This window comes from Streptomyces sp. WAC07094, assembly GCF_036320405.1.
Classification (GTDB): Bacteria; Actinomycetota; Actinomycetes; order Streptomycetales; family Streptomycetaceae; genus Streptomyces; species Streptomyces lannensis.
Window position 1 is genome coordinate 6,235,759 of record NZ_JAVMJZ010000001.1, and the last position, 18,618, is coordinate 6,254,376.

At 69.4% G+C, this 18,618-nt stretch carries 15 protein-coding genes and 1 tRNA gene; 4 read left to right on the plus strand and 12 right to left on the minus strand.

Annotated features, from left to right (window positions below):
- Window positions 1-68 precede the first annotated feature (68 nt).
- On the plus strand, window positions 69-1,424 hold the full coding sequence (locus RCR19_RS27585; RefSeq protein WP_331267577.1) for a pyridoxal-dependent decarboxylase: 1,356 nt from the start codon (window positions 69-71) through the stop codon (window positions 1,422-1,424).
- Entirely contained in the window at window positions 1,421-2,830 is a 1,410-nt protein-coding gene (locus RCR19_RS27590) for a SidA/IucD/PvdA family monooxygenase (protein WP_331267578.1), read from the plus strand. Before RCR19_RS27585 ends, RCR19_RS27590 begins: the two co-directional genes overlap by 4 nt.
- Before the next feature lie 84 nt (window positions 2,831-2,914).
- Here the strand turns inward: RCR19_RS27590 and RCR19_RS27595 are convergent, their stop codons facing one another.
- Window positions 2,915-4,711 (minus strand): 5'-nucleotidase C-terminal domain-containing protein, encoded by a 1,797-nt coding sequence (locus RCR19_RS27595; protein WP_331267579.1) that lies wholly within the window; start codon window positions 4,709-4,711, stop codon window positions 2,915-2,917.
- Window positions 4,712-5,331: 620 nt separating this feature from the next.
- Here RCR19_RS27595 and pyk point away from each other — a divergent pair.
- Window positions 5,332-6,768: a pyruvate kinase gene (pyk, locus tag RCR19_RS27600; protein ID WP_331267580.1), complete on the plus strand. Its 1,437-nt coding sequence runs from the start codon at window positions 5,332-5,334 to the stop codon at window positions 6,766-6,768.
- A 49-nt stretch (window positions 6,769-6,817) separates the two neighbouring features.
- Here pyk and RCR19_RS27605 read toward each other — a convergent pair whose 3' ends face one another.
- Together RCR19_RS27605 and RCR19_RS27610 are read right to left on the minus strand one after the other, a co-directional pair.
- Window positions 6,818-7,606: a helix-turn-helix domain-containing protein gene (locus RCR19_RS27605; protein ID WP_331267581.1), complete on the minus strand. Its 789-nt coding sequence runs from the start codon at window positions 7,604-7,606 to the stop codon at window positions 6,818-6,820.
- Between the two features lie 87 nt (window positions 7,607-7,693).
- Window positions 7,694-7,776 (minus strand) — tRNA-Leu (locus tag RCR19_RS27610).
- 99 nt (window positions 7,777-7,875) lie between these two features.
- Here RCR19_RS27610 and RCR19_RS27615 point away from each other — a divergent pair.
- Window positions 7,876-8,526, plus strand: coding sequence for a response regulator (locus RCR19_RS27615; RefSeq protein ID WP_331267582.1), 651 nt, complete (start codon window positions 7,876-7,878; stop codon window positions 8,524-8,526).
- A gap of 71 nt (window positions 8,527-8,597) precedes the next feature.
- Here RCR19_RS27615 and RCR19_RS27620 read toward each other — a convergent pair whose 3' ends face one another.
- The 9 genes from RCR19_RS27620 to RCR19_RS27660 form a co-directional block, all read right to left on the minus strand.
- Window positions 8,598-9,314: an ABC transporter ATP-binding protein gene (locus RCR19_RS27620; protein WP_331267583.1), complete on the minus strand. Its 717-nt coding sequence runs from the start codon at window positions 9,312-9,314 to the stop codon at window positions 8,598-8,600.
- Window positions 9,311-10,222: an ABC transporter ATP-binding protein gene (locus RCR19_RS27625; protein WP_059133156.1), complete on the minus strand. Its 912-nt coding sequence runs from the start codon at window positions 10,220-10,222 to the stop codon at window positions 9,311-9,313. Before RCR19_RS27625 ends, RCR19_RS27620 begins: the two co-directional genes overlap by 4 nt.
- A 5-nt stretch (window positions 10,223-10,227) precedes the next feature.
- Window positions 10,228-12,054 carry a branched-chain amino acid ABC transporter permease gene (locus tag RCR19_RS27630; RefSeq protein WP_331267584.1) on the minus strand — a complete coding sequence of 609 codons (1,827 nt, stop codon included), beginning with the start codon at window positions 12,052-12,054 and terminating at the stop codon, window positions 10,228-10,230.
- A gap of 5 nt (window positions 12,055-12,059) precedes the next feature.
- A complete protein-coding gene (locus RCR19_RS27635) occupies window positions 12,060-12,992 on the minus strand; it encodes a branched-chain amino acid ABC transporter permease (RefSeq protein ID WP_331267585.1) in 933 nt (310 codons plus the stop codon).
- A gap of 111 nt (window positions 12,993-13,103) precedes the next feature.
- Window positions 13,104-14,336: a branched-chain amino acid ABC transporter substrate-binding protein gene (locus RCR19_RS27640; protein ID WP_331267586.1), complete on the minus strand. Its 1,233-nt coding sequence runs from the start codon at window positions 14,334-14,336 to the stop codon at window positions 13,104-13,106.
- A 287-nt stretch (window positions 14,337-14,623) separates the two neighbouring features.
- A complete protein-coding gene (locus RCR19_RS27645) occupies window positions 14,624-15,241 on the minus strand; it encodes a Tat pathway signal sequence domain protein (RefSeq protein WP_331267587.1) in 618 nt (205 codons plus the stop codon).
- Complete coding sequence (locus RCR19_RS27650; RefSeq protein ID WP_331267588.1) at window positions 15,238-15,657, minus strand: hypothetical protein; 420 nt, start codon at window positions 15,655-15,657, stop codon at window positions 15,238-15,240. The genes RCR19_RS27645 and RCR19_RS27650 overlap by 4 nt, the downstream gene beginning before the upstream one ends.
- A 62-nt stretch (window positions 15,658-15,719) precedes the next feature.
- Window positions 15,720-16,208: a hotdog fold thioesterase gene (locus RCR19_RS27655; protein WP_059133152.1), complete on the minus strand. Its 489-nt coding sequence runs from the start codon at window positions 16,206-16,208 to the stop codon at window positions 15,720-15,722.
- Window positions 16,209-16,261: 53 nt separating this feature from the next.
- Window positions 16,262-18,541 (minus strand): FdhF/YdeP family oxidoreductase, encoded by a 2,280-nt coding sequence (locus tag RCR19_RS27660; RefSeq protein ID WP_331267589.1) that lies wholly within the window; start codon window positions 18,539-18,541, stop codon window positions 16,262-16,264.
- Between the last annotated feature and the right edge of the window lie 77 nt (window positions 18,542-18,618).

Below are 18,618 nucleotides of genomic sequence, written 5' to 3' on the forward strand. Positions count from 1 at the left end.
TGCTCTTCGGGCCGGACCAGCCTTTGCGCGTGCAGGCTTGGGCAACCCCCGCGCCTGGAGGACTTCCCATGAGCCTGCCGCCCCTCGCCTCAGGACCAGATGGTCCGCACGCCCTGCGGCCACTGCTCGGTACCGTCCTCGACGCCCTCGAGGACGGCGCCCGGGCCCGGGGCGGACCCCTGCCCGCGGGTGGTCCCGAAGCGGTCGCCGCCCGACTGCGCGACGCCGTCGGGGACGTACTGCCGGCCAAGGGGGCCCCGGACGCCGTCCGAACAGTCGTACGCGCCCTCGCCGAAGGCGCCGCCGACCCCGCCGACCCCCTGTGCGCCGCCCACCTGCACTGCCCGCCCCTGGCGGTCGCCGCCGCCGCCGACCTGGCCGCCAGCGCGCTCAACCCCTCGCTCGACTCCTGGGACCAGGCACCCGCCGCCTCCGCCCTGGAAGCACTGGTGACGCGGGCCCTCGCCCAGGAGGCGGGCGCCGCCGACTCCCTGGTCACCACCGGCGGCACCGAGTCCAACCAACTGGCCCTGCTCCTCGCCCGGGAGATCCTCGGCAGAGTCCGGCTCGTCTGCGGCGCCGGCGCCCACCACTCCCTGAGGCGGGCCACCTGGCTCCTCGGGCTGCCCGAACCCGTCGTCGTCCCCGCCCCCGACGGCATCCTGCACGCGAAGGCCCTCGACGCCGCCCTCACCGGCCTCTCCGGGCCCCTGCTCGTCGCCGCCACCGCGGGCACCACCGACGCCGGGCTCATCGACCCGCTGCCGGAGATCGCCGACGTGTGCGCCGCGCACGGCGCCCGCCTGCACATCGACGCCGCCTACGGAGGCGGACTGCTCTTCAGCGACCTCCACCGCACCCGCCTCGCCGGCCTCGAGCGGGCCGACACCCTCACCCTCGACCTGCACAAACTCGGCTGGCAGCCCGTCGCCGCCGGGCTCCTCGCCGTCCGCGACCCCGGCGACCTGCACACCCTGCGGCATCGCGCCGACTACCTCAACGCCGACGACGACACCGACGCCGGACTGCCCGACCTGCTCGGCCGCTCCCTGCGCACCACCCGGCGCCCGGACATCCTCAAGATCGCCGTCACCCTCAAGAGCCTCGGTCGCAGCGGACTGGGCACCCTCGTCGACCACGTCTGCGCCCACGCACAGGAATTCGCCGGCCTCGTCCGGGCGCACCCCGCCTTCGAGCTCTACGCCCCGCCCACCATCAGCACCGTCCTGTTCAGGCCCGCGGCGGCCCCCGACGACACCGTCGCCGCCGTGCGCCGCACCCTCCTTCACGACGGCCGTGCCGTCCTCGGCCGCGCCCGGCTGGGCGGCCGACTCTGGCTCAAGGCCACCCTCCTCAACCCCCACACCCGGCCCGGCGATCTCGCCGCACTCCTGAACCTGGTGGAAGGAAGCACGCCCCGATGACCACCCCCCCACACCACGAGCCCCCAGCGCCCCGCGACCTGGTCGGCATCGGCATCGGCCCGTTCAACCTCTCCCTCGCCGCCCTCGCCCACCCGCTCGCCGAACTCGACACCGCGTTCTACGAGCAGCGCCCCGGCTTCGACTGGCACCCGGGTCTCCTCATCGACGGTGCCACCCTCCAGGTGCCCTTCCTGGCCGACCTGGTGACCCTCGCCGACCCCGCCAGCCCCTGGTCCTTCCTCAACTACCTCAAGAGCTGCGACCGGCTCTTCCCCTTCTACTTCGCCGAACGCTTCCACATCCAGCGCGCCGAGTACGACGCCTACTGCCGCTGGGTCTCCGGCAACCTCCCCGAACTGCACTTCGGCCACCAGGTCGACGCCGTCCGCTGGAACGCCGCCGACCAGGTCTTCGAGGTCGACTACACCCGGCTCGGCAAGGACGGCGCGGGCGAAGCCCTCGGCCGTACCCGCACGCGCAACATCGTCCTCGGCGTCGGCACCGAACCGTATGTGCCCGAACCCCTGCGACCCCTCGTCGAAGCCCCCGGGACACCCGTCATCCACGCCGCGGAGTACCTGCGGCACCGCACCGCCTTCCTGGCCGCCGGCCACATCACCGTCGTCGGAGCGGGCCAGTCCGGCGCCGAGGTCTTCCTCGACCTCCTGCGCCACCGCCCCGTCGGCCGGGAGCGGATCCACTGGCTCGCCCGGACCGAGGCCTTCGCCCCCATGGAGTACTCCAAACTCGGCCTGGAGCACTTCACCCCCGACTACACGCGCTACTTCCACGCGCTCGCCGAACCCGTGCGCGACGGTCTCGTCTCCGCCCAATGGCAGCTGCACAAGGGCATCGACGCCGACACCATCGCCGCCATCCACGACGAGCTCTACCGCCGCACCCTCCAGGGCGGCTGGCCCGACGCCGTCCTCACACCCGGCGTCCACGTCCGCACCGCCGGGCGCGCCGCCACCAGCGGGATCGAACTTCATCTCGAGCACGTCCAGCAGAACACCCGCTCGCGGCTCGCCACCGACGCCGTGGTCCTCGCCACCGGCTACCGCGAACGGCCCCTCGGCCGCATCCTCGCCGGACTGGAACACCGCCTCAGCCGCGACGGCAGCGGACGCCCTCGCATCGACGACCGGTTCCGCCTGGTCCTCGACCGCGCCGTCACCGGCTCCGTGTACGTACAGAACGCCGAACTCCACACCCACGGAGTCGGCACCCCCGACCTCGGCCTCGCCGCGTGGCGCAGCGCCACCATCCTCAACTCCCTGACCGGCAAGGAGCCCTACCCCCTGCCCCGGCGCACCGCCTTCACCACCTTCGGACTCCGGCAGCCGGGCCTGATCCCGCCGACCCGGCGCCCCATGGACCTCACCCCGCTGGGCGACGGACGCTAGGGCGGCCGGCGAGGGCCCGCACGCACGCCGACGGCGCCGGGGCACGGACCGCCCCGGCGCCGTCGCGCCGCCACTGCCGAAGTGTCAGAAGAGCGGCACTCCGTCACGGGTGAGCCGCCAGTCCGCCGAAGCGAAGTCCTTCGGGTCCAGAACACCCTTCGTGGTCGCCCACTCCGCGATCCGGGTCCGGATCTCCGTCGACTCCGACCACAGCTCCTTGGCCGAGGCCACGTGCGGGAAGGCACCCCCGCCGTTGGCACGGTAGTTGTTCACGGCGAACACGAACTGCTGTGCGTCGTCCAGCGCGGCACCGCCGTACGTCACGTTCTTGATGCGTGAACCCGCGGCCTGGGCGATGTCGATCTCGTACTGCAGCCCCGACACATAGTCGTAGTTGTAGTCCGGACGGCCGTTCGCGTTGGTCAGCTTCTCCACGTCCACCGGCGCGCCGGCGGCCGTCTGAACGAAGTACTCCGCCGAGTACTCCAGGTACGCCCTGACCTGGGCACCCGTCATCAACTTGGCGACCAGCGTGTTGTCGTACACGTACAGGCCCGACAGGTCCCGGATCGTCACATTGCCGGCCGGGATCTGCGAGGTGCGCGAGAACGGCGACGCCTGCGAGATCACCGGCAGGGCGGCGTACTCCGTGCCCGCGAGCGCCGCCTTGACCACGTCCTCCTGGACCTTGTTGATCAGGTCGATGATCGGGGCGTCCTTGTAACGGGCCTCCACCGTCGTCAACGTCTCGGTCGCCTTGCCGACGACCTGGTTGACGTACGCGACGACCTTCGTGTGCTCGTCGGCGAGCAGCCTCGTGATCTTCGGGTCGTCGGCGACCGTGCTGGAGTTCCGCAGCGACGCGGAAACCGACTCGACCTGCCACTTCCCCTTCTCGAAGACCAGCGCGATGTCGAACAGCGTCAGCCGCTCGGCGAAGCACAGCGGCTCCGACAGCACGACCGTCCTGCCCGTCCGTTCGTTGGTGACCTTCAGCTCCGGGATCTCCTGGTGCGCGTGCCCCACGAGGATCGCGTCGATACCCGGCACCTGCCGGGCCACATTGGCGGCCGCGTCCTCCACATAGGGCAGCTGGTCACCGTACGACGACGTGCCCGAGGTGCCGGAGTGCGCCGACACGACGACCACGTCCGCGCCCATCGACCTCAGCTTCGGCACCCACTTGGCCGCCTGCTCCTCCAGGCCCGGGAAGGTCAGCTTGCCCTGCACATAGGCCTTGTCCCAGATCGCGATGCCGGGGTTGGTCAGACCGAGGACCGCGACCTTCACCGGCGGCGCGCCCGGCACATGGAACTTCTTCATGAAGTACGGAGGGAAGGCCGGCTTCTGCGTCCTGGCGTCCAGCGCGTTGGCGCCGAGCAGCGGGAAGCGGCACTGCGACTCGAACTTCCGCAGCGTCTCGATGCCGTAGTTGAACTCGTGGTTCCCGAGCGCCACCGCGTCGTACCCGATCGCGTTCATGGCCTGCGCCATCGGGTGCACCGGACCGTGCTTGGCCGTGATCGGGTCGACCTTCGCGTAGTAGTACGTCAGCGGGGTGCCCTGGATCGTGTCACCGGCGTCGAGCAGCAGCGTGTTGCAGCGGCCCTTCTCCTCGCGGACCTGGTCGACCAGGGTCGAGATCCGGGCCAGGCCCTGCGAGTTGCCCGCCTTGTCGGAGTACTCCGCGTCCTTGAAGTAGTCCCAGTTGAAGACATGCCCGTGCAGATCGGTGGTGCCCATCACCGTCAGCGAGTACCGCTTGGGGCCCTTCGCCGCCGGCGCGGCCTGAGCCGCCGGAGCCGCCGCGGCCCCGGACAGAGCCACGCCCGCCCCCGTCACGGCGGATCTCTTCAGGAACTTCCGGCGGTTCAACGGCATGTCTCGCTCTCCTTCGGAATCGGTCAACGACGCGCGTAGATTCTGACTTGGGCATGACGCGTCGCAACAGACCCCGCAGGTTGCGATCTGATGACCGGTACATGCCTCCCGTGGAAACCGTGCGGTGACGGAGTGGAACCCCGCGCATCGCCGTCCGCGGAGAAGCCCGGCATCGGGGGTGTCGTAGGGGACGGCGGGCGGCTGAGGTCGTCACGGCCCGCGGCACCGGCCGGCCCACCGCCCTCGACGACCCCACCCGCCGCAACACGGCCGCACCCGCCGCCCGGTCCACGAGCCGCCCGGCTCCTGACGGCACGGAAGCCGCGGGCGGCCCCGACCCCCTCGCGCTCGAATCCGGGCGCCGGCGCATCCACGCCCGTATCGACGCCCGGTTCACGATGGCGCCACCGCGACGGTGGACAATCCTCGTCACCCGCAGTGACGAGAAGTGACGAGAATTCCCGGCCTGCCCGAATTCGGCCCCTGCATTTCTCTCCGGGATGCTCATCGGAGCGCAGCACCGCACAATTCAACACTTGTCAATAGCGCTTCACTTAAAGGTTGTTGAGTAGTCACGCCGGACCAATTCTCTACCGGCGGGTAAGGCCTAGGCTCGAACCATGCGCCGAGCAAAGATCGTCTGTACATTGGGCCCCGCCACCGACTCGTACGACCAGATCAAGGCCCTGGTCGACGCCGGAATGGACGTCGCCCGCTTCAACCTCAGCCACGGCACCTACGCCGAACACGAGGAGCGCTACCAGCGCGTGCGAAAGGCCGCCGACGAGACCGGTCGCAGCGTCGGAATCCTCGCCGACCTTCAGGGCCCGAAGATCAGACTCGGACGATTCGTCGAAGGTCCCGTACTCCTTGAACGCGGCGACGTCTTCACGATCACCGTCGAGGACGGCGTCGAGGGTGACCGCCAGACCTGCGGAACCACCTACGCCGGACTGGCCGGCGACGTCACCACCGGTGAGCGCATCCTCGTCGACGACGGCAAGGTGTGCCTCGAGGTCACGGCCGTCGACGGCCCCCGGGTCCACACCGTCGTCGTCGAAGGCGGCATGGTCTCCGACCACAAGGGCCTCAATCTCCCCGGCGTCGCCGTCTCCGTCCCCGCACTCTCCAAGAAGGACGAGGACGACCTGCGCTGGGCGCTGCGCACCGGCTGCGACGTCATCGCACTCTCCTTCGTCCGCAGCGGCAGGGACATCAGGGACGTCCACCGCATCATGGACGAGGAAGGCCGCCGCCTTCCCGTGATCGCCAAGGTCGAGAAACCGCAGGCCGTCGAGAACATCGACGAGATCGTCGCCGCCTTCGACGGCATCATGGTCGCCCGCGGCGACCTCGGCGTGGAAATGCCCCTCGAGCAGGTCCCGATCGTCCAGAAGCGCGCGATCAAGCTCGCCAAGCGCAACGCCAAGCCGGTCATCGTCGCCACCCAGATGCTCGACTCGATGATCGAGAACTCCCGCCCCACCAGGGCGGAGGCCTCCGACGTCGCGAACGCGGTGATCGACGGTACCGACGCCGTCATGCTCTCCGGCGAGACCAGCGTCGGCAACTACCCCGTCGAGACGGTCAGGACGATGGCCCGCATCGTCGAGGCCGCCGAAGAGGACATCCTCGCCAAGGGCCTCCCGCCGCTCACCGAGAGCAACAAGCCCCGGACCCAGGGCGGAGCCGTCGCCCGTGCGGCGGCGGAGATGGGCGACTTCCTCGGCGCCAAGTTCCTGGTCGCCTTCACCCAGTCCGGCGACACCGTGCGCCGGCTCTCCCGCTACCGCTCACCGATCCCCCTGCTCGCCTTCACCCCCGAGCCGGCCACGCGTTCCCAGCTCAACCTGACCTGGGGCGTGGAGACCTTCCTCGGGCCGCACGTCGACTCCACCGACGCGATGGTCGACCAGGTCGACGAGCTGCTGCTGAAGTACGGCCGCTGCCGGCGGGGCGACATCGTGGTCATCACGGCGGGCTCCCCGCCCGGGGTCTCGGGCTCGACGAACATGGTGCGGGTGCACCACATCGGCGAGGACGACAGCCCCAAGTAGCCGGCCCGCACACCAGGGGCCCCTCCCGCCGAGGGGCCCTTTCACGCGGTCAGTACTTGGGGCCGACGTGAACATCGAGAAGCGCGACGGAGGCTTTGCGGGCGACGGAGATGTTGTACGGGTTGCCGTGGCGGGTGCAGTGCGTCCAAGTGATGCCCAGTTTGTCGAGGGTGTCGGTGTAGAGCCGCCGGATGTCGTCGGAGACGTTGGTGAAGAGGTAGCGCGGATATTCGTAGCGCTTGCGCTGACCGCCGACGAGCCTGGTGGTCCAGTTGGTGATGCGGCAGCCGTCGGAGTGGATGAGGCCCCGGATCAAACCCCAGGGATGGGCGTCGACGATGTCCTGCTGCCAGGGCTCGAGGACGATGCGGCGCTCGTGCTTCTTGCCGGGACCGTGCTGGGGGAACAGGCAGTGGAGGTGTTTCGAGTACACCTTGACGTTGCGGCAGCCGGTCCTGCGCACCCGGCATACCGAGTTGTCGGGAAAGACCGCGCGCAGGGCCTTCTCGCACTCGTCGATGAGTCCGGTCCAGGACTCGGCGCAAGTGATCATGAGATTGGGCACGCGGTGCTCGGAGTAGTGGCTGATGTGACCGTCGCCCAGGTAGAGCCCGAGCAGGTAGCTGTAGGCCGGCTCGTCCAGGTCCCGGCCGTCGCAGCGCGGACACTTCGGGTCGTGTTTCCCGGGGCACTGGCCGTGCCTCGCGCGGTCCATGTGTCTCCAGTAGCCGATCGTCCCCGCGGGGACGCCGAGCTGCCGGGCCACGTCGGCGTTCCTCGCCCCGTCGCGGAACAGGGTGAGCGCCTTCTGCCGCACTTCAGTGCCATGACCGTTCATACGTCCACGGTGCGTCACTGAACGTGACCATGCGCAGCAAAAAGCGGAGGTTCACGAGAAGGTGAACCTCCGCTATATGGTGAAGTGTGCCGGGTGCGGGATTCGAACCCGCAAGCCCTCACAGGCAGAGGTGTTTGAGACCTCCGTGTATACCGTTCCACCAACCCGGCCAGGCACTGCCGAGAGTGTACCGGGTCACCGCAGGTCGCCGCCTCTAGGTAGGCTGCATAAGCAGCACCACCTGCCCCAGCCCGTGACGAGGAGCCCGAGTGACCTCCCCCGAGTCGCCCCAGCCCGTTGCCGACGACGACAAGTCGCACGTGCCTCCGCTGACGACCCGTGTCGTCATCGCCGAGGACGAGGCGCTCATCCGGCTCGACCTCAAAGAGATGCTCGAGGAGGAGGGCTACCACGTCGTCGGTGAGGCCGGTGACGGTGAGCAGGCCGTCGAGCTGGCCCGTGAGCACAAGCCCGACCTGGTGATCCTCGATGTGAAGATGCCGAAGCTCGACGGCATCTCGGCGGCCGAGAAGATCGCCGAGGAGCGCATCGCCCCGGTCCTCATGCTGACCGCGTTCTCGCAGCGCGACCTCGTCGAGCGCGCCCGGGACGCGGGTGCGATGGCGTATCTGGTGAAGCCGTTCAGCAAGAGTGACGTGGTCCCGGCGATCGAGATGGCGGTCTCCCGGTTCAACGAGCTCAAGACGCTGGAGAAGGAGGTCGCGGACCTCACGCTGCGGCTGGAGACCCGGAAGCTGGTCGACCGGGCGAAGTCGATCCTGCAGACGGAGTACGGGCTGTCCGAGCCCGCCGCCTTCCGCTGGATCCAGAAGACGTCCATGGATCGCCGTATGTCGATGCAGCAGGTCGCGGAGGCCGTCATCCAGGACGCCGACGAGAAGAAGGCCGCGAAGGGCTGAGTCCCGGTATTCGTGTGTGAGGCCCGCGCCCCGAGGAGGGGTGCGGGCCTCACACATGTGCCGGGGAGGGCTCAGTCCTCGCCGAGGTAGGCCTTGCGCACGGATTCGTCGTGCAGCAGGTCCTGGCCGGTGCCGGAGAGGACGATGTTGCCGACCTCCATCACATGGCCGTGGTCGGCGAGCGACAACGCCGCCTGGGCGTTCTGCTCGACGAGGAGGATCGTCGTGCCCTGGGCCTTCAGTGCGGCGATGGTCGCCATGATCTTCTGCATCATGATCGGGGAGAGGCCCATGGAGGGCTCGTCGAGCATGAGCAGTTTCGGCTGGGACATCAGGGCCCGGCCCATCGCGAGCATCTGCTGTTCGCCGCCGGACAGGGTGCCGGCCGCCTGCTTCCTGCGTTCCCCGAGGATGGGGAAGAGGTCGTAGGCCCGCTGCATGTCCTTGTCGATGGCCTGCTTGTCGGAGCGCAGGAACGCGCCGAGGCGCAGGTTGTCCTCGATGGTCATGCGGGGGAAGATGTGCCGCCCCTCGGGGGAGTGGGCGAGTCCCAGGGAGACGACCTGGTGGGCCGGGGTCTTCTTGAGCGATCTGCCCTGGAACTTGATCTGGCCGCCCACCGGCCTGAGCAGGCCGGAGAGGGTGCGCAGGGTGGTGGTCTTGCCGGCGCCGTTGGTGCCGATGAGGGTGACGACCTCGCCGGCCTCGACCTTGAAGGAGATGCCCTTGACGGCTTCGATCTTGCCGTAGGCGACCCGGAGGTCCTCGACTTCGAGCAGTGCGGTCATCGGTCGTTCTCCTTGCCGGGCGCGGCGTCCGTCTGGGCTTCGGCCTGCGCCTCGGCGGCCTCCACCTCGGCGACCTCCGCGTCGCCGGGGGCGTCCTCGAAGGGTTCGCCGAGGTAGGCGGCGATGACTCGTTCGTCGCCCTGGACGGTCGCGCTGTCGCCCTCGACGAGCTTCTCGCCCTGGACGAGGACGGCGACGCGGTCGCAGAGGTTGAAGATGAAGCGCATGTCGTGCTCGATGACGAGGACGGCGATGCCCTTGTCTCGGATCGCGAAGACCAGTTCTTCGGTGGTCCGGGTCTCCTGCGGGTTCATGCCGGCGGTGGGCTCGTCGAGGAGCAGCAGTCCGGGTTCGCTGGCGAGGGCGCGGGCGATCTCGAGCTTGCGCTGTTCGCCGTAGGGCAGGTTGCGGGCGAGGTGTTCGGCCTTGGCGGCGAGGCCGACGAACTCGAGGAGTTCCATGGCCCGTTCGCGGGAGGCCGCTTCGGCGCGGTGGAAGCCGGGGCCGCGCAGGACGGCGGACCAGAAGCCTTCCTTGGTGCGGGTGTGGCGTCCGACCAGCACGTTCTCCAGGACCGTCATGTTGGAGAAGAGACGGATGTTCTGGAAGGTGCGGGCGATGCCGGCGGCGGTGACCTTGAAGGACTTGGGCGGCAGGACGTTGCCCTTGTAGCGGACTTCGCCCTCGGTGGGGACGTAGAGGCCGGTGAGGCAGTTGAAGAAGGTCGTCTTGCCGGCGCCGTTGGGGCCGATGAGTCCGACGATCTCGCCGCTGTTGACGGTGAGGTCGACGTTGCGTACGGCGGTGAGGCCGCCGAAGCGCATGGTGACGCCGCGTGCGTCCAGTACGACCTGGCCGGGTGCGGTGGCGTCCGGCGTGGCGTCCTTGGTGGTGGTGTCGGTGGTCATGGTGGTCAGGCCCCTGTCTTGCCGAGGACTGTGGGCGCTTCCGCCTCTTCGTGGAATTCCAGTTGGCGGCGCCGGTTCGGGATGAGGCCCTCCGGCCTGAAGCGCATCAGCAGGATGAGGGCGACACCGAAGGCGAAGAGCTGGTAGTCGCCGAGGAACTGGAGTTTGTTCGGGATGAGGAAGAGCAGTGCGGCGCCGATGAGCGGGCCGCTGATGGTGCCCATGCCGCCGAGGACGACCGCGGCGAGCAGGAAGGCCGAGTTGGGCGGGATGGCGCCGGCGAAGAGGTACTGCTCGGGCGTCACGGTGTAGGTCACATGGGCCTGGACGGTGCCGGCGAGGCCGGCGAGCGAGGCGCCGACGGCGAAGGCGATGAGCTTGACCCGGAAGCCGTTGATGCCCATGGCGAGGGCGGCGGTCTCGTCCTCGCGGATGGCCACCCAGGCGCGTCCGATGCGCGAGTTGCCGCTGCGCCGGAAGACGAGCACGACGACGGCGGTGATGATCAGCATCAGGAAGAAGTAGTTGGCGAAGCGTCCGATGGTGAAGCCGCCGACGTCGTGCTGGGCGCCGAAGTCCATGCCGAGGATGTCGAGGTTCGGGATCGACGCGATGCCGTTGGAGCCGTTGGTGAGGTCGGGTCCTGAGGTGCCGTCGAGGTTGTTGGCCGTGATGCGGAAGATCTCACCGAAGCCGAGGGTGACGATGGCGAGGTAGTCGCCGCGCAGACGGAGGGTGGGGGCGCCGATGAGGACGCCGAAGACGAGCGAGGCGGCGGCGCCGATGAGGACGGCGGCCCAGAAGGGGAAGTGCACGCCGAAGGGTGAGTTGGGGGATCCGGAGACCAGGGCCGCGGCGTAGGCGCCGACGCCGAGGAAGGCGACGTAGCCGAGGTCGAGGAGGCCGGCGAGGCCGACGACGATGTTCAGGCCGAGGGCGACGGTGGCGAAGATGAGGATGTAGACGCCGAGGGTCGCGTACTGGTCGCTGGTCTGGGTGAAGGGGAACAGCGCCGCCGCGACGAACGCGCCGCAGATGGTGATGTTCTGGTGCCGGGAGGTGAGTTCGGAGGCCTGGCTGATCAGGCCGGCCTTGGCGAGGGCGGCGAAGCCGAAGCCCGCGGTGATGAGGAAGCCGACGAAGAGTTCGTCGTACTCGGTGCCGATGCCGTAGGTGAAGACGGCCAGGCCCAGGGCGAGGATCGCGACGATGATCAGGATCTCGACGTAGGCGGGCAGTTTGGCCACGGGGCGGGGGGAGCCGGAGGCGAAGGCGGCTCTGACCGTCGTCCACCGGTGGGACGCCTGGTGCTTGAAGTGCTCCCAGGAGGTGTCGTCGGGGTCGATGGGGTCGGGTTCGGGCCGCTCGAAGGGCAGTGCGAGGGCGCCGAGGAACGCGGCGAGGCTGGTGACCGCCACGATGTAGCCGCCGGGCTCGAGGTTGACGAGTCCGCCGAGTTCGATGCTGATGGACAGGACCGTGTACCAGGCGGTGGCGAAGGTGGTGAGGGCGGCGAACTTGAGGGCCCCGTCGGCGCCGGCGGGGGCGAGCCAGCGAAGGCCCTTGACGCCGTAGGAGGCGAGGCCGAACAGGGTGGTGAGGACGCCGCCGATGAGGACGAGGACCTGCAGGCCGCCGGGGTAGCCGTAGACGGTGAGGTCGCCGGGGAAGTCGGTGGTCCACGTCCAGGCGAGGAACGTCGAGACGATGGTGAGCGCGGCGCCCGCGGTGGCGAGGGCGCGGCCGATGTGGGGCGGGATGGCGACGAGGCCGGACGGGGCGCCGGGGGCAGGGGTGCTCGGGGTGTCGGGAGCAGTGGTCTGTGTGGTCATCGGTGTCACGCCCTGTCCGCGACGCGCTCACCGAGCAGACCTTGTGGCCTGAGCAGGAGCACGAGAATGAGGAGTACGAACGCCCAGACGTCTGCCCAGGACTGGCTGCCGAACTTCTCCATGCCCGGGAGGTCGGCGATGTACGCGGTTGCCAGGGTTTCGGCGACGCCGAGGACGACGCCGCCGATCATGGCCCCGTAGATGTTGCCGATGCCGCCGAGGACGGCCGCGGTGAACGCCTTGAGGCCGAGGATGAAGCCCATGCGGAAGTCGACCTGGCCGTACTTGAGGCCGTACGCGACGCCGCCGACGGCGGCGAAGACGGCGCCGAGGGCGAAGGCGATCACGATGATGCGGTCGGTGTTGACGCCCATGAGCTTGGCGGTGTCCGGGTCCTGGGCGGTGGCCTGCATGCCGCGTCCGGTGCGCGTCTTCATGACGAAGTAGGCGAGGACGGCCATGCTGATGGGGGCCGCGGCAAGGAGGAAGATGTCACCCGTCTGGATGGTGACGTTGCCGAGGTGGAAGGGGCCTCCGTCGATCTGCGGGAAGGTCCGGGCGGACTTGGCTTCGGGGTACCAGGCCCAGACCGCCTGCTGCAGGGCGAGGGAGAGACCGATGGCCGTGATGAGGGGGGCAAGTCGTGGCGCGTTGCGCAGGGGGCGGTAGGCGAATCGTTCCGCTCCCACCGCGACGGTGACGGCGACCAGGACGGCCCCGATGAGCATCAGTGGCAGGGCGACCCACATGGAAGTGCCATCGGGCAGTACGTACGCATAGACCGTGAGGGCGCCGAAGGCGCCGGTCATGAAGATCTCGCCATGCGCGAAGTTGATGAGCTGGACGATGCCATAGACCATTGTGTAGCCGATGGCGACGAGCCCGTACATGGCTCCTAGTAGCAGGCCGTTGACCAGCTGCTGCGGCAGTTCGTTCACCGCATGTCCTCCGAGACTTTCGGATGTTCGACGGATGTGGCCGGATGCGAGTCCGCGCGGGGCGCCTGTGGAACAGCGCCCCGCGCGGCTCGTGAGCGGTGCGGGTGTGGATCAGCCGGTGTAGGTGCCCGACTTCACCGGCTTCCAGGCACCGTTCTCGACGGCGTACACGGTGAGCTGCTTGTTGGTCGCGTCACCGAACTCGTCGAAGGAGACCTTGCCGGTCACACCGTCGAAGGAGACGTTCTGCATGGCGGCGGTGACCTTCGCGCGGGCGTCGGAGGGGAGCTTGCCGCCGTTGTCCTCGACGACCTTCTTGACGGCCTCGATGATCGCCCAGGCGGAGTCGTAGGAGTAACCGCCGTACGCGGCGTACTCCTCCTTGTAGCCGGCGTCCTTGTAGTTGGCCACGAACTCCTTGGCGGAGGGGAGCTGTTCGACCGGGGCGCCGACGGAGGTGGCGAGGTCGCCGGTGCTGTTGGCGCCGGCCAGCTTGATGAACGTCGGGTCGAAGATGCCGTCGCCGCCCACGACCGGGACCTTGGCGCCGGTGGCCTTGATCTGCTTGCTGAGCGGGCCGGCCTGCGGGTACTCGCCGCCGTAGTAGACGACTTCGGCGCCCGAGTTCTTGACCTTGGTGGCGACCGCGGAGAAGTCCTTGGTGTCGGGGTTGATGTGCTCGGTGCCGACGACCGTGCCGCCGAGCTTCTTGAACTCCTCGGTGAAGGTGGCGGCGAGGCCCGCGCCGTAGGTCTTCTTGTCGTCGATGACGAAGACCTTCTTCTTCTTGGAGTCGTTGTAGACGTACTGCGCGGCGAACGGGCCCTGGATGGCGTCCGTGGTCGCGGTGCGGAAGTAGGACTTGTACGTCCGGGCCTTCGTCTTCTGCCAGTCCGGGCCCTGGGTGAGGGCCGGGTTGGTGTTGGCCGGGGAGACCTCGACCAGCTTGGCGTCGTCGAAGACCTTCTGCATGGACTCGGCGACGGAGGAGTTCAGCGGGCCGACGACGCCGAGGACGCCGTTGTCGGCGACAAGCTTGCTGGCGTTCTGCTGGCCCGAGGAGGGCTGTGCCTGGTCGTCGAGGGCCTCGATCTTGAAGGTGACACCCTTGACGTAGTTCTGCTTGTTGGCGGTCTTGGCCGCCAGGTCCACGGAGTTCTTGATGCCCAGGCCCAGCGCGGACAGGTCGCCGGTCAGTGGCGCGTCGACGCCGATGGTGACGGTGGTGCCACCACCGCTGCCGGAGTCCGAGCTCTTGCCGTTGTCGCGCGAGCCGCAGGCGGTGAGGGTCAGTGCTCCCGCCGCCAGCGCGGCGGTGATGGCGATGAGCGAACGTTGACGCACGATCAGTCCTTTCCCTGGCACGGCCCTCCCCCCTGGAAGTGGCCGAGTCGAGCGCTGGGCCGAAGTGACATTCAGACCGCGCGGTGACTGGCCGTGACTCTAAGCGTGGGCAGGGAACGGCGAGGAGGGTCTGACCAAGGCTGTGACGCTCTTGTTATGACACGAGGTAATGCAGAGCGGTACTGGACGGGTGGAACAGCTGAATTCCGACTGATTCGCCCGGTCCGCATAGTGAGAACCCGCAGGACGTGCGCCGCTGGGTTCAGGGGCGTCGGCGGTTTTGGTGATTACCTGGAATCGTCGTCGCAGGCGACACGCACGGCACTCGAGAGCGCTTGCGCATACCGCGGCCCCAGGATGAAACTCTGCACCTGCATTGCGCGCGTATTACGCAGAGTTACGTCCAGGAAAGGCAGCCCGGCCTCTTCGGGCACTTTTCCGCATTCGGTCACATGCATGGTGATGACAACTTTACGAGCCGAACCCGCCTTTGTGCGGAAAGGGGGGCGCGGCACCGAGGTGACGGAAAGCCCGGCATAGGGCTGGGCTATCCGGCTCACGGTCACGGGCGGCCCGGACTCCACGCGCAGCACCACACCGAAGCTGAAGCTCCTGGGCGGGGCGCCGGGGGGTGTGGCCGCGGAGCTCAGGTAGGCGACCTCGACCACCTGGGAGGGGTACGGCGGTGGTGGGGGCGGGGGCTGCCGCGGTCGCGTGGCGTAGAGGTAGCCGCCGCCCGCGAGGAGGGAGGCGATCGCGGCGGCCGTGAGGGCGACGCGGCGGTGCCGGTCGTACAGCCGGCCGAGCCGTCCGCGCGGCGGATCGTGCAGCAGCGAGCTGCCCGGGTCGGGGGCGTCCCAGGCGCTTGTGTCCTCACCCGGCTCGACCGGCCCGATGCCGCTCATTGCCACGGTCCGTTGCTCGGACCGCCGGTGCGGTACCAGTCGGCGCAGCCCTCGTGCGCCCGGCGGTCGATCAACTGATCGGCGGCCTCGGCGCCCTGACGCCGTTTCACGGCTCGCGCGGCGTCCACGACGGACCGCAGGATCTCGTACTGCCCGTTGGACAGCCCCATCGTCTGGTAGTCGCCGTACGTGTCGCTGTCCAGCACCTTGCGCGACCAGTACCCGACGACCCGTGCGCACAGCTCCTGGGCGGGTGTGGTCCGCGGCGACGGCGGGACGCCGGCCCGCCCCGGGCTTCTCCCGCCCTCGGAGCCCGAGTTGTCGCAGGCGGTCGCCGACGCGCCCGCCAGGAGCGCGAGTCCGAGCGCCAACCCCAGCGCGGCCACCCCCGGCCGGGGAACTCCTCCCGTTGCCATGTCATGACGCTAGGGCGCCGCCGGGCCAGGATCAACGGCGCTGCGGACACCGGCTCGGCGGGTCAGCCCGCCGAGCGCACCTGAGCCCCGTCGCCCGGGTTCACATCGCGCAGCAGACAGGTCAGCCGGGCGGTGCACACGCGCTTGCCCTCCTCGTCGCTGATCACGATCTCGTACGTCGCGGTCGAGCGCCCCCGGTGGACGGGTGAGGCGACACCGGTGACCAGGCCGGAGCGCACTCCGCGGTGGTGCGTGCAGTTCAGGTCGACGCCGACGGCGATCTTGGAGCTGCCGCCGTGCAGCATGGAGCCCACCGAACCGAGGGTCTCGGCGAGCACGGCGGAGGCGCCGCCGTGCAGCAGTCCGTACGGCTGGGTGTTGCCCTCCACCGGCATGGTGCCGACCACCCGCTCCGGCGAGGCCTCGATGATCTGGACGCCCATCCGGGTGCCGAGGTGGCCCGCGGAGAAGAGGGCGGGCAGATCGACGCCGAGGGCGGCGTACTCGTCGATGATCTCTTGCGGGAACTTCACGGTGTGCTGCTCGCCCATGGGGTACTGCTCCGTTCGTCGGGTCGGTCGCTCGGCTGTGGCTGAGCAAACGCTCAGTCGGTCGCCGATTGTTCCAGGCGGACGACGACGGACTTGCTGGCGGGGGTGTTGCTCGTGTCCGCGGTGGCGTCCAGCGGCACCAGGACATTGGTCTCCGGGTAGTAGGCGGCCGCGCAGCCCCGGGCGGTGGGGTAGTGCACCACGCGGAAGCCGGGGGCGCGCCGCTCGACGCCGTCCTTCCACTCGCCGACCAGATCCACGTACGAGCCGTCCGCCACGCCCAGTGCGCGGGCGTCCTCGGGATGGACGAGGACCACACGGCGGCCGTTCCTGATACCGCGGTAGCGGTCGTCGAGGCCGTAGATGGTGGTGTTGTACTGGTCGTGCGAGCGCAGGGTCTGCAGCAGGAGCCGGCCCTCGGGCAGCTCGGGGAACTCCACCGGGGCGGCGGTGAAGTTGGCCTTGCCGGTGGCGGTGGGGAAGCGGCGCTCGTCGCGCGGTGCGTGCGGGAGCGCGAAACCGCCCGGGTGGGCCACGCGCGCGTTGAAGTCCTCGAAGCCGGGGATCACGCGTGCGATGCGGTCGCGGACGGTCGCGTAGTCCTTCTCGAACTCCTCCCAGGGGACCGTGCTGTCCTCACCCAGCACCCGGCGGGCCAGGCGGCACACGATGGCCGGCTCGGACAGCAGATGGCCGCTGGCGGGCTCCAGACGGCCCCGGGAGGCGTGCACCATGCCCATGGAGTCCTCGACGGTCACGAACTGCTCGCCGCTGCCCTGCAGATCGCGCTCGGTGCGGCCGAGGGTGGGCAGGATCAGGGCGCGCGCACCGGTGACGACGTGCGAGCGGTTCAGCTTGGTCGACACATGCACGGTGAGCCGGGCACGGCGCATGGCCGCCTCGGTCACATCGGTGTCGGGGGAGGCGGACACGAAGTTGCCGCCCATCGCGAAGAAGACCTTCGCCTCGCCGTCGCGCAGGGCACGGATGGCCCGGACGACGTCGTAGCCGTGCTCACGCGGCGGCGCGAAGCCGAACTCCTTCTCCAGCGCGTCCAGGAAGGCGGGCGCCGGGCGCTCGAAGATGCCCATGGTCCGGTCGCCCTGCACGTTCGAGTGACCGCGCACCGGGCACACGCCCGCGCCCGGGCGTCCGATGTTGCCGCGCAGCAGCAGGAAGTTGACGATCTCCCGGATGGTGGGGACCGAGTGCTTGTGCTGGGTGAGGCCCATGGCCCAGCAGACGATGGTGCGCTCGGAGGCGAGGACCATCCCGAGGGCCTTCTCGATCTCCTCACGGGTGAGACCGGTCGCCGTGAGCGTGTCATCCCAGTCGGCTTGGCGGGCGGCCTCGGCGAACCCCTCGAAGCCGTGGGTGTGTTCGCGGACGAACTCCTCGTCGACCGCTCCGTCGGTCTGGAGGATCAGCTTGTTGAGCAGGCGGAACAGCGCCTGGTCGCCACCGATGCGGATCTGCAGGAACAGGTCGGTCAGCGCCGCGCCCTTGAGCATGCCCTGAGGGGTCTGGGGGTTCTTGAAGCGCTCCAGGCCCGCCTCGGGCAGCGGGTTGACGCTGATGATCCTCGCGCCGCCCGCCTTCGCCTTCTCCAGCGCCGAGAGCATGCGCGGGTGGTTGGTGCCGGGGTTCTGCCCGGCGACGATGATCAGATCCGCCTTGTAGAGGTCCTCGAGCAGCACGCTGCCCTTGCCGATGCCGATCGTCTCGGAGAGCGCGGAACCGGAGGACTCGTGGCACATGTTCGAGCAGTCGGGCAGGTTGTTCGTGCCCAGCTCGCGCGCGAACAGCTGGTAGAGGAACGCCGCCTCGTTGCTGGTGCGGCCCGAGGTGTAGAAGACGGCCTCGTCGGGCGACGAGAGCGCCTTGATCTCCTCGGCGACGATGTCGAAGGCGCGCTCCCAGGAGACCGGTTCGTAGTGGTCCGCGCCTTCGGGCAGGTACATGGGGTGCGTCAGGCGCCCCTGCTGGCCCAGCCAGTAGCCGCTGCGCGAGGCGAGGTCGGCGACCGGGTGCGCGGCGAAGAAGTCCGGGGTGACCCGGCGCAGGGTGGCCTCCTCGGCGACCGCCTTCGCGCCGTTCTCGCAGAACTCCGCGGTGTGCCGGTGGTCGGGCTCGGGCCAGGCGCAGCCGGGGCAGTCGAAGCCGTCCTTCTGGTTGACGCGCAGCAGGGTGAGTGCCGTGCGGCGCACGCCCATCTGCTGCTGCGCCACACGCAGGGTGTGTCCGATCGCGGGCAGCCCCGCCGCGGCGTGCTGCGGTCCGGCGACCTGCGGCGCGTCCTGGACCGGGTCACCCTTGGGCGGCTTGCTGGCCATCTCGGCCCTCCCCTTCGCATGCACGTGTGAGGTACGCCTCCGATCCTCGCACGCTGCGGTGACGGGGAGCGCCGCCC